The 10,945-nt window shown below is 42.0% G+C and carries 9 protein-coding genes; 2 read left to right on the forward strand and 7 right to left on the reverse strand.

All coding sequences use genetic code 11. From position 1 onward, the window contains the following. Nucleotides 1-669, reverse strand: a 669-nt coding sequence (locus QAS77_RS07125; protein WP_305064642.1) for an S-layer protein domain-containing protein, incomplete at its 3' end; no start/stop codon positions are given. A gap of 534 nt (nt 670-1,203) precedes the next feature. Here QAS77_RS07125 and QAS77_RS07130 point away from each other — a divergent pair. Beyond that, entirely contained in the window at nt 1,204-1,983 is a 780-nt protein-coding gene (locus tag QAS77_RS07130) for an ATPase domain-containing protein (RefSeq protein WP_305064643.1), read from the forward strand. A gap of 252 nt (nt 1,984-2,235) precedes the next feature. Here the strand turns inward: QAS77_RS07130 and QAS77_RS07135 are convergent, their stop codons facing one another. After that, nucleotides 2,236-4,944, reverse strand: coding sequence for a cation-translocating P-type ATPase (locus tag QAS77_RS07135; protein WP_305064645.1), 2,709 nt, complete (start codon nt 4,942-4,944; stop codon nt 2,236-2,238). Nucleotides 4,945-5,118: 174 nt separating this feature from the next. Between QAS77_RS07135 and QAS77_RS07140 the strand changes: the two genes are divergently transcribed. After that, on the forward strand, nt 5,119-5,565 hold the full coding sequence (locus QAS77_RS07140) for a pyridoxamine 5'-phosphate oxidase family protein (protein WP_305064646.1): 447 nt from the start codon (nt 5,119-5,121) through the stop codon (nt 5,563-5,565). A 59-nt stretch (nt 5,566-5,624) separates the two neighbouring features. Here the strand turns inward: QAS77_RS07140 and QAS77_RS07145 are convergent, their stop codons facing one another. The 5 genes from QAS77_RS07145 to cbiQ form a co-directional block, all read right to left on the reverse strand. After that, entirely contained in the window at nt 5,625-6,920 is a 1,296-nt protein-coding gene (locus QAS77_RS07145) for a PAS domain-containing protein (protein ID WP_305064647.1), read from the reverse strand. 56 nt (nt 6,921-6,976) lie between these two features. Then, nucleotides 6,977-8,149 (reverse strand): cation:proton antiporter, encoded by a 1,173-nt coding sequence (locus tag QAS77_RS07150; RefSeq protein ID WP_305064648.1) that lies wholly within the window; start codon nt 8,147-8,149, stop codon nt 6,977-6,979. After that, nucleotides 8,150-8,638, reverse strand: coding sequence for a CBS domain-containing protein (locus QAS77_RS07155; RefSeq protein ID WP_305064649.1), 489 nt, complete (start codon nt 8,636-8,638; stop codon nt 8,150-8,152). Nucleotides 8,639-8,785: 147 nt separating this feature from the next. After that, on the reverse strand, nt 8,786-10,108 hold the full coding sequence (locus tag QAS77_RS07160; protein WP_305064650.1) for an energy-coupling factor ABC transporter ATP-binding protein: 1,323 nt from the start codon (nt 10,106-10,108) through the stop codon (nt 8,786-8,788). Between the two features lie 20 nt (nt 10,109-10,128). Then, on the reverse strand, nt 10,129-10,911 hold the full coding sequence (cbiQ, locus tag QAS77_RS07165; protein ID WP_305064651.1) for a cobalt ECF transporter T component CbiQ: 783 nt from the start codon (nt 10,909-10,911) through the stop codon (nt 10,129-10,131). Nucleotides 10,912-10,945 lie beyond the last annotated feature (34 nt).

Consider the following 10,945-nt stretch of genomic DNA (forward strand, 5'->3'; position numbering starts at 1 on the left):
CTGGAATACTTCGTTAACGTGTACTCTCAGAACAACAACATCGTCCTCGCCAGCAATATCATCTGCTTCGTAGTCCCATGATTTATTAGCTGGGTTTGAAGCTGCAGTTGCATCGTAAACATCATCATCAAGGAACTTGCCGTCCTTTGTGAGCTCGAGCCATACCTTGTCACCATCTACATCGATCTGCTTTGGTGTGAGTGCAAAGCCCTCACCGAGATCGAGTGTCTCACCGACACGCATGGTGTACTTCTCATCGTCGTCAAGGATCAACTTGGAAAGGATTGCTGGGTCACCGTTAACTGGGACGTATTCCACTGCAAGGAAGCCCATCTTGTCAAACTGGTTGTCGGTAGGAGAATCTGCCCAACCTTCGTATGTATAATCGACGCTCTGGATGTCTGTGACGTAAACGAGACCATCGTCATCGATTGTACGGTCAGCTGCTAAAGCTGCATTAATTGAAATATTTTCGGAACCGATTCCATCGTCAAGATCAAAGAAGAATCCTGCGAAGTCAGTGAAATCAGTTGAATATCTGTCAAGATTGTCAAGATCGCTACCATTGAAAACTGGGCTGCGAATCTCAACTGTGTCAGCTGCGCTTGCTACTGAAACAAAGCTCAGTACCATTAAAGCAGCCATTAAGATTGCTATAAAGCTTTTCATTATTTTCCTCCATTATTTAATGTATATAAGTTAGTGAGTCAGAATCAAGATAAACGAATTATCGAGTATCATTCTTTCAAACAATGCACAAATACGTTCATTGCCGAAAGAGTCATCATCACCCTCTGAATCCCGTCATATTGGATTACATCTGTTTAATAAGAGAATTGGCTATTAAATCTTTTGTGGTCTCATTTGAGAGATTTATAGCGATGCATTAGTAAATATCGAAGCAAATTACGGTAAATGTCGAATAAAAACATGCCAAATTGATATAAAGGGGTTAAATATGGTCAATTTGAGTTCGTAAATTGTCGATTTATCACACATGGACCATTTAAGTCCATTTTTAGCCAATCGTTATTAAGCCACCTTCAATAAATTTATATGTACTTCATGTATATTATAAATAAAGCAAAAAACCCTATTTAGCATCATATATGTGTTATTTACCTATAATTGTTTAAAATATCGTTTGGAATACCAGCTTCAAAACAACGTGTACATTATATAAGGCGAGGAGTGAAAAGATAAATGTTCGAAGGTTCAGATTCTGAAGAGATCTCAATGGAAGACGAAATGAATAGGGTCAAGACCGGGATTCCCGGATTTGATGAACTATGCGGAGGCGGGCTCATTCGTGACCGCTCATACCTTGTATCAGGCACCTCAGGAGCCGGAAAAACTAACTTTTCGGTGCAGTACATATATAATGGTATAACAAAATACGGCGAGAACGGTATAATCGTTGCAACCGAAGAAAGACCAGAGCAGATACGTGAGAACGTAATGAAATTCGGCTGGGACCTTCAAGCCCTCGAAGACGAAGGAAAGCTCGTTATCATCGATGCATGTTCTACCAAGATCGGAATCCCATCACAGGAAAAATATGTCGATGTCAGACCATTCGACACCCGTTCAATGATGGACCAGATCATCTCAACACAGGAAGAGATCAACGCCAAAAGAGCCCTCATCGATTCCACTACCTCGATCAGCTTCTATCTCCATGACCCTGCAAAGATACGTGTGGAACTGCTAAAACTTAGCACCACACTGGAAGTAATAGGACTTACCTCACTAATGACATGTGAGATCGTAGATGAAAATAGCCCTGCAAGGTTCGGTGTAGAAACTTTTGTAACAGACGGTACCGTTGTGCTGCATAACGCCATGCACGATAACGTCCGCACACGAACCATGGAAATATTCAAGATGCGTGGTTCAAATCACAGCAAGAAACTCCACCCATACGACATCACTCCCGAAGGTTTTGTAATACACCCACACGAAGAAGTGTATACATCATTCTGAAAATTCAGGAAAAAATAACAACAACAGACATCCCAAATTAAGGGATGTCTTTGCTTTTCTTAAAGGCTATCACAGGTCAGGATACATCTCTTCGTTACCACATTCAATACATTTATAGGTCACAAGTTCGCGCCCATAATTATCACGCTTTTTAATAGCCGATACCTCCAATGGTTCATCAGACCCTCACATATCGTACATCTATAATTCATCCTGATCACCTGAATACAACAAATTCAATTATATTATTATTCAAATATCTCTTTTAAAATTATTCCATTGGACTTCCCGATCTACCGGTAAAACCTTCTTGACCAACTCTGCCATTACCATGGTCAAAAAAGCAGCAGATATTGGAATGAACCAATCCATCAAACTCAAAGGCACAAGGTCGAACAACTGCCCAAGAGGTCTTACATACATTACAACCATGGTCAACAAAAACGTACTTGCCACCCCTATAAGCATAAGTTTGTTAGTGAAGACACCCACACTCAAAAAGGAAGATGTCAATGACCTGAACACGAACGGAATGAAAAGGATCATACTAACTATCGTTGCAAACGTCAGCGTACGAGCTTTCTCAAGATCACCGGCAGGATCGGAAAGTACGAACACGAGGAAACAAACAACCCCCATAAGAGCAGCTATACTGACCACTAACATCAGATTTCTCCTATTGAGTATCTTCTCCCCCGGTCTTCTGGGACCTTCATGCATCACCTCATCTCGTACCGGATCAAGCCCAAGCGCTATTGCCGGCATGACCTCATCGAACATATTAATGAAAAGTATCTGCAATGCAAGCAGCGGGACAAGGTCGAACCCTAAAAGGATAATACCCAGCATAATGAGGATTATCTCAGTAAAATTTCTCGAAACAAGATATGTCGTAAATTTCTCAATATTCTCATAAATAGCACGACCGCGTTTCACAGCCTCCACAATGGTCCCAAAATTATCATCCTGCAAGACCATAAGACTGGACTCTTTAGCAACATCCGTACCTTTTATCCCCATGGATATACCAATATCCGCCCTCTTAAGCGCCGGAGCATCATTAACGCCATCCCCCGTCATGGCAACAACGTGACCCCTGTTCTGCAACGCCTTCACTATCCTCAACTTCTGTTCAGGCATGACCCTTGCATAAACACTGATGCCCTCTACCAACTTATCAAAATCCCCATCATCAAGGGACAGAAGCTCACTTCCGGTAATGGAACCATCTTTGATAATAGCATGAAGCCTGTTATCCATCCCATCCAGAGAACCGTCATAATCAGCGATCAGCCCGATCTTTTTCCCTATGGCTTTAGCCGTCTCCTCATTATCGCCTGTGATCATCACGACCCTTATACCTGCCCGCTTGCACAGGGCTATCGATTCCTTAGCCTCTTTCCTCACAGGATCGATCATTGCCACAAGTCCCACGAAAATAAGGTCCTTCTCAGAATCCTCAACTGCCATACCTTCAGATAATTTGCGATAAGAAACACCAAGCACACGATACGCAGAACCTGCAAGCCCATTATTCTCATCAAGTATCCCTTTGACGTCCGCATCGCTCAGATCGTGGACACCATCATCCATCTCTATCGAAACACATCTGTCAAGAACAAATTCAGGAGCCCCTTTGCAAAATGCCAACCTGCCCCCAGGGGTTTCATGGATCGTTGTCATGAGCTTTCTTTCAGAAGTGAACATGATCTCATGTACCTTCTCATATTCCACCTCAAGATCATCTTTCCATAACCCTGCTTTCGCTGCAGCGACAATAAGTGATACTTCGGTAGGATCACCTGAAACTTCCCATTCCCCGTGCCTTTGGACCAGCGAAGCATTATTACATAAGGATATGCCATTAAGCAAAGTCCAAAGCGCCTTGTTCTCACTTACATCTGCTTCCACATCATCTTTTAAAAGAAGCCCTTCGGGCTCATACCCGATACCAGTCACATCAAAGAACTGGCCATTGACAAATAACTTCTCCACCGTCATCTCGTTCTTCGTCAATGTTCCTGTCTTATCAGTACATATCACAGTAGTGGAACCCAGGGTCTCAACCCCCAGCATCCTCCTGACAATGGCATTATGTTTTGCCATACGATGCATACCATAGGCAAGCGTTATAGTCATAGTAAGGGGCAACCCTTCAGGAACAGCAGCCACTGCCAGTGCAAGAGCAATGATAAGCATCTCTTCGAACGGTGCACCTGTGGCATAACCCAGAACAAAAGTGAGACCAGAAGCAACAAGAGCAATGATAGCTAAATGCTTTGACAGCTCGTTGATCTTTTGCTGGAGAGGGGTCATAACCTCATCTTCCTGTATCATAGAAGCGATACCACCTAACCGGGTCTGCATACCAGTGGCTGTTACAACTGCTTTGCACTTACCGTGTACTATCTGAGTACCCGAAAAAATAAGATCCCCGATACCTTTTTCAATCGAAAAACTCTCACCGGTTATTGCGGATTCGTCCACTTTCAACCCCATTATCTCAAAAACAAAAGCATCCGCTGCGACCTTATCACCGGTCTCCATAACAAGGACATCCCCCACAACGACATCCCGGGTGGGAACCTCTGCCACAGTACCATCCCTGACAACATGAGTTGTGGGCTGCACCATCCTTTTAAGCGCTTCCATGGCCTTTTCAGCCTTATATTCCTGAACGAAACCAAGAACAATAACAAAAGCAACTAAAAAGATGATGACACCAAAGTTCACAACCTCATCTATCATAAGAGAGATCACAGCCGCTGCCAAAAGGACCCAGACGATAAAATTAGTGAACTGCCTTAACAGTACTTTTAAAGGTGTGATCCTCACTTTTTCCTGAAGCTCATTAAAACCTGATACCTGTAGCCTTTTTTTCACATCGGTCTCAGAAAGACCTGATCTGGAACTACCGACTTCAGCAAAAACAGACTCGATATCAGTATTTTCATATCTCAATGAAACACACACTCCAAATTAAATATGTTACAATAGTATTTCTTGATTTGCCATCAGTTTCAAAAGAGAACTTGCGCCATCCCCACCAATGTCCATTTAGGTAAAGCTAAATAACTGTACAGACAATTTTCTTTTACCACTAATGAATCATCTTACTATTGTGGAGGTACTACCATGGCATGTGACTTAGAGATAAAAGAAAGGATCAATGAATACCTGAAAAAACACTCATACTTAAACCTTGCAACCGTTAGCCCGGAAGGAAAACCAATGGTCCACAGCATGGCTTTTGCATCAGCCGGCCCGGTCGTTTATTTCGGAACAGGGAATACCACAAGGAAATTCCGTAATATCGAACAGAACCCAAACGTCGCATTCACAGTCGATGAAGACGGATCTGATGTAATGAACATCACAGGCATTCAAATGGAAGGCAAAGCATCATTTGTGACAGATGAAGCAGAATTGGGGCAGATATTCCAGTTAATGCTAGAAAAATTCCCGTTCATGAAGGAACTACCAAAGAACCCGGACAATGTCATTATAAAAGTAGAGCCAACAAAGGCTTTCTTCCTTGACTACGCCGTTGAATTTGGATTCAGGTACGAAGTCGCTTACTGACTTCGCACTCTACCTTTTTTCTTTTGAGCTTATCCTACCGACAAAACTGAGATGTCCGATCAGCAACCACTTCCCTTGCGTTCTGTTATATCCTGGATAACTCCCTGATAATCGGTCACTTTACCCTCATCATCCCGCTGTATGAAAGTTTGTTCTTCCACCCACCTTATATCGCCTGAACGAGTCAATATACGATATTCCTTTACGAACATCTTCCCACCTTCCTGGCATATATCCGAAAGTTCGAGCTGCACCTCAGGCAGATCATCAGCATGGATAATATTCCCATAAAGAAGATCACCCGAGAGGAAATCATCCACATCATAGCCAAACTGAGTGATATTATCCGACACAAACTCCACCGGCCACAGCTCCTTTTCATCATCCTCACCGGCCTTCCAGAGAAAAGCGACCACCGGGCTATGATTTACGATAGTCTCAAGTGCCTGTTTCCTTGAAAGGAGGTCGTTCTGCTTTACCAAAGCCTCATCCAATGCGATCTCACTCACCTTTTGTTTTGTGATATCCTGCACAATTCCCTGGAAATGTGTTACATTGCCGTTCAAATCTCTTTTGATAACGGTCTTCTCATTGACCCACCACAGTTCCCCTGCTTTTGTCAATACACGATACTCGTGGGTGTAATCATCATATCCTTCATTGCACCTCTGCTCAAGCTCGTCTTTAACAACATTGTAATCATCTGGATGGATCAGATCCCCATAAACAATTCTTCCAAGTACGAAATCCTCTGCACTATACCCAAGTCTTGAGACATTATCCGAAGCATAATCAGCCGGCCAGAACTCCTCCGCCCTCCAAAGGAAGACCATCGTAGAACTATTGTTGATGATATCCTCAAGGTCCTTTTGTTCCTTCAACGCTTTCTCACACAACAGTTCATTGTTCTTCTGGTCAGTAATATCAAAAATAGTACCCTGATAATGGGTCACAGTACCATTCTCATCCCGCTGGAGATATGTCCTTTCATCGACCCAGCGAATATCACCTGATGCCAGAACGACACGGTATTCCTGATCAAAGAAGCTCTTACCTTCCACACGACTTTTTTCGAGAGACCTTTCAACTCGCTCCAGATCTTCCCCATAAACAATATCAGCATAAAGAAGTCTTCCAGAAATGAAATCCTCCACAGTATAACCTAACTGGGTCACGTTTGCAGAAACATATTCCACTGGCCACTTTTCCTCAGGAGTGTTATCTGCGGTCCATAAAAAAGCAATAACAGGACTATGATCGATTATATTTTCAAGTATTTCCTTCCTGTCAAGAACTTTTTCCAACGGACTTTTCCCCGATTTATTGCCAGTTTCTTTCGATATGTTTGATCCCATACATAGCCCCCAATTTTAATGATCAACTTCTTTAATAACTTATTAGACGGATGAGTTTAAGTATTGTTCGAATTTGCCCTGTTTTTGAACTGTATGGCCTTCTTAAGGAGGACGGGTGAAACTAAAATTGATACCGCCACCATCAAGACAATTGCTGAGAACACTTCATCCCCTATTATCCCCATCTCTTTTCCAATAGAGATCAATACAAGTTCCACCCCTGCCCTTGGCATAACCCCAACTCCGAATATAAGACTGTCATAATTATCAAAACCTATCAAGCGACCTCCCAGAAAACCCCCTATCAATTTTCCGGAAAGAGCAAGTACAACAACAAGTACGGAGAAGAGGCCTATTGTTTGTAAGCTGGCGATATTAAGGGAAATTCCAATAAATGCAAAGAAAATAGGAACAAAAATACCATAAGCAAGCCCTGTAACCTTACTTTGCACATGCTCGATCTTCGCATGGGAAACATCTGAGAGCATTACCCCTCCAATGAATGCACCTATCACAGCATGAAGGCCAAAAACTTCTGCAAGGTACGCAGAGAAAAGTGCGATCACGATCACAAAAGCAAAGATCGATTCCTTGACATGCATCCTATGGATCTGATCGAAGAGCCTGGAAAAGACCCATTTTCTTAAGGAGAACATGATCGCCACGAAGGCAACCATCTTCAACAATATTATTAGAACTTGCACCCCGGAGGGGAATTGTTCGTAGGTTGCCATGGTCACTACAATGGAAAGAAGAAAGATCCCTATGATATCATCAAATATAGATGATGTCAGCATCATGGAACCTGGTTTGCTCGAAAGGTAATCCATGTCAATGAGAGTCCTGACGACCACACCGATACTTGTCGGGCTGAATGCAACTCCTATAAAGATGCTTTCAAGAACACTTAAATGAAAATACGCACCAAGTGCCGCTCCAAAAGAGAAAGCAACGAATATCTGAACTACTGTAGCAACAGAAGCTTTCGCAGAAGACTCTTTCAGATCACGAAGATGGACTTCCTTGTAACCTGCTGTGAACAGGAGAAAGATAGCACCCATTTCAGCCAGGAACTTCAGTATTTCCGATTCCTGATGTATCAAAAGTATCCCGAGCACCATACCGGAAAGCAGTTCCCCAAGAATTGAAGGAAACCCTGCCCTTTCAAATACTTCGCCAAAAAGCTTAGCCAGTAGGAGGATGAGCAAAATATAAAGAAGGATCTCCATTCAATCCGAACCCCTTAATTTATACACTTCCTTTATAATGTCGGGTTTACAAATTATACCAACCAGTTTTCCATCGTCAACAATACAAAAACGATCGATCTTATGCTTGAGCATCATATCCACTGCATCACAAAGATGTTCATCCGGAGATATTGAGACCGGGTGTGAGAGCATAATAGCTTTTGCAGTATCACCCTGAAAAACAACTGCATTCAAGTGAGTGTGCTCTATTCGGGGAGCCCTGTGTACAAGAAGGATCTTCAATATAATATCCCGATCAATTGTTCCCACAAGGACATTATCTTCATTTACGACCGGATATGTGTGAAAATGATATTTGTCAAATGTTTCAAGGATCTGGTCAATGCTATCATTTTCAGAAATGGTTACAAGGTCCTTTGTCATGAAATCTCTTATGACCATCTCACTGCACATTTCTGCAAACGACCGCTGACACCGAATACGATCTTCATCCCCATGATCAACCACAGCTTTAAGTCCCCCTTAAAAGCTATTTTTGTAAAAAGAATATTACAATAAAAGGAAGGGAGCTCATCTTACAAATATTGACCCCACTAGAAAAGAACGAAGAACGTAAATTCTTAAAAAAAGAGAAAGAGAAAATAATAAAGAAGCTTAGATCCCCAATTCTTCCCTTTCAGAATTTACAAGAGATAACTGAATAGCAATTCCACTGTTTTCTGCATATTCATCAATACGTTTGACAGCATGCCCGATCATTCCACCTGAGGTCAGTATCATAGATCTCTTGCCACAAAGTGCCATAAGGATGGACTTATCGATAACACCTGATGTGATCTGAAGATCAAGAAGATGCTTTTCCGCAAGGATCTTGCTCTTCTTGCCCATAGCTCCGATGGAATCGATATCCTCTTCAGCCAGTATCCTCTTGAAAGGACCAGCATCATATTTGTCCATATCATAGATGAATATGCCACCGGGCTTGATACCATGCCGTGTCATTTCTGCAATTGCATGTCCTTCCGGATGAATATGAAGCACTTTTGCATTGACTGCTTCATAAGGGCTGTTGATAGCATATTCACCATGTAATATACCAAGGTTCACAACATCACCTTCCTTGACATCAGGAGAAACTTCTATCCACATAAGTTCAGGTGGTTTAAGGGAATGGACAAGTTCAGGAACACTTGTAGGAAACTTGTTACGAGTTGCAAGGTTCCTTCTCTCAAGCTCATTGTATATTTCAAGTGTGCGGGGTTGCCTTAAATTAGATTTCTTTAAAAGCTCCATGTCTTTGAAAACATCTTCAGGAGCACCTTCGCCAATAATATTACCCTCATTCATGAAATAAACATAATCTGCCCAGCTGTATGCAAGTTCCACATCATGAGTAGAAATTATCATAGTGGTGTTGTTTTGATTTAACTCATTCAACAGATCAAGGATCTCATCCGCACCCACAGGATCAAGGTTCGCAAGAGGCTCATCAAGGATCATTACATCTGGTTCCATTGAACAAACACCTGCAATTGCCACTCTCTTTTTCTGCCCGCCGCTTAAATGATGAGGAGGTTTGTTCCTGAATTCGTTTATTCCGATATATTCAAGGGTTTTTTCCACAAGTTTCTCAACTTCTTCTTTTGAATGACCCAGATTGGTAGGTCCAAACCCTACATCCTGATATACCGTAGGGGCAAATATCTGGTCATCTGAATTCTGGAAAACAATGCCAACACTTTTGCGTATCTCACGAAGAGACTTAGAATCATATTCCATGGGTTTCCCATGGAAGTAGACCGTTCCCTCTTTTGGCTTAAGGGTCCCATTGAGCAACATGAAAAGAGTTGATTTACCGGAACCGTTCTTTCCGACAAAAGCTATTTTTTTACCTTTCTCGATCTTTACATCAATACCTTTTAAGGCCTGGGTCCCGTCATGGTAGGAATACTTCAAGCCTTTAGTTTCCAATATCATCGTTTTAACCTCAACAGACCTTAAAATATAGAATGAATTCTTGTTAAATACCACAATGCCAATACCGCAGCAAAATAAGTGCAGGTCAAGACTAGCTCATTAGCTCTGATCGGTCTTTTTTCCTCAAAGAAAATAAGTTTGCCATCATAACATCGGGCACTCATGGAAATAAATATCTTTTCTCCCTGTTCCCAGGACCTTATGAAAAGTGTGGTAGAAAGCATTGCAAGTGAATTCAGGGATGTTCGCCAGTCCTTGTACCCAAGCCTGACCGTCTGTGCATACTTGATACCCCATGCAACTTCAAGGAAGACAAAGATGTATCGATACATCATCATGGATATCTCAATAAAAGAATCCGGCAATTTTGTAGCTTTAAGAACTGAGAATAGTTCCACCATAGGGGTGGTCAGTGAAAGGAAGAACAAACAAGACATACCGCTAAGTGTTCTCGAAAACACTAACAATGCCATTTCAAGACCGCCTGTATTTATTCCCAGATGATAGCTGAAAATATCAAATCCAAGAAGTTCAGCTCCTGAACCGAAGAAGAAGGCTATGATAACAACACTTAACAACACGAAAACAGCAGGTGCAGACAATATTTTCAGATAAAATTTAAACGAAGTCTTCCCAAAATAAACCGTTGCGAAGCTCATACACAATGCTATAGCAAAAGGTGGAATGAAAGACTGTGAGGAAACTCCTACAAGAATACCAAACATAACAATGGCTATCTTAAGCCAGTTGTTACGATACCTTAAGGGGCTCACAAGTGCATAATCATCAAGAATATTTATCATATTATGTTCACACCGTTACATTCGTTTTGTGTTT

The sequence above is a fragment of the Methanococcoides sp. genome, from assembly GCF_030594565.1.
GTDB lineage: Archaea > Halobacteriota > Methanosarcinia > Methanosarcinales > Methanosarcinaceae > Methanococcoides > Methanococcoides seepicolus.

Excerpts from the sequence above, each read along its gene's own strand:
- cbiQ (WP_305064651.1), bottom strand. The coding sequence starts at position 10,911 with ATGATAAATATTCTTGATGATTATGCACTTGTGAGCCCCTTAAGGTAT.
- QAS77_RS07150 (WP_305064648.1), bottom strand. The coding sequence starts at position 8,149 with ATGGAGATCCTTCTTTATATTTTGCTCATCCTCCTACTGGCTAAGCTT.
- QAS77_RS07130 (WP_305064643.1), top strand. The coding sequence starts at position 1,204 with ATGTTCGAAGGTTCAGATTCTGAAGAGATCTCAATGGAAGACGAAATG.
- QAS77_RS07140 (WP_305064646.1), top strand. The coding sequence starts at position 5,119 with ATGGCATGTGACTTAGAGATAAAAGAAAGGATCAATGAATACCTGAAA.
- QAS77_RS07160 (WP_305064650.1), bottom strand. The coding sequence starts at position 10,108 with ATGATATTGGAAACTAAAGGCTTGAAGTATTCCTACCATGACGGGACC.
- QAS77_RS07145 (WP_305064647.1), bottom strand. The coding sequence starts at position 6,920 with ATGGGATCAAACATATCGAAAGAAACTGGCAATAAATCGGGGAAAAGT.